The following is a 715-nucleotide window of genomic DNA, read 5'->3' as shown; positions in this document are numbered from 1 at the left end:
GAACAGCGGCGCGTCGGGCGCCGGCGCCGCGCTGTCGAGGTGCGCGACCCAGTCGAGGTCGATGAAGTCGTGGTCGGGCGTTTCCCATCGCTCTCGCCGATAACCGACGACCGGCCGCCGCGCGAACAGCGCGGGCACGATGGTTTGCACATGGCTGTTGGGCAGCCAGCGCGGTGCGCGATAGCGCAATGAATCGTCGTCGGGGGCCGGGGGCCCGGTCAGCGGCGAGGTGGGCGGAGAAGCCGTACTCATGATCGCCCCGCTAATGCGTTGCTTCGTTCTTCGTCAGTGCAGCGGACCCTGCCCGTGACGGATCTTCGCGGCGAATTGTCCGGCCGCTTGTTCAGGAATCGGGCTCGCGTGGATGTGCGCGATGCGCCATTCGCCGCGTTCGTGGATCATCACGTACGTCGCGAAAACCATGTCGGGTTCGGCCGTCAGGTCGGCCTGCTGATGCGCTTCGGCGATCGTATAGACGACCGTGCCGAGGCTGTCGTACACGCGGATGTCGAGCGGCTCGATCGTGACCGGGCGCGTCGCGAGCCGGTTGGCGAGCCCGCCGCGGATCTGGTCGAGGCCGTGCAGATGCTCGCCGTCCGCCCATACGCAGCTGGCGAAATCCTCGTCGATCCACAACGCCAGCAGCGCGTCGAGATTGGCATCCGCGACGGCCTGGTAGTAGGCGTTCAGCGTATCGGCAGCGGCTTCGAAGAGG

General features: G+C 67.1%; 1 protein-coding gene and 1 pseudogene. Both read right to left on the bottom strand.

Annotated features, from left to right (window positions below; genetic code table 11):
• Positions 1–252: pseudogene (locus JMF90_RS39250) on the bottom strand (alpha/beta hydrolase); the annotation flags it as partial.
• Positions 253–285: 33 nt separating this feature from the next.
• On the bottom strand, positions 286–715 hold a 430-nt coding region (locus JMF90_RS39245), incomplete at its 5' end, for a nuclear transport factor 2 family protein (RefSeq protein ID WP_201326569.1).

The sequence above is a fragment of the Burkholderia sp. E168m23 genome, assembly GCF_016586125.1.
Taxonomy (GTDB): Bacteria; Pseudomonadota; Gammaproteobacteria; order Burkholderiales; family Burkholderiaceae; genus Burkholderia; species Burkholderia orbicola.
Note: the sequence above shows the minus strand (reverse complement) of the source record. Positions and strands in the feature narration are given on the sequence as shown.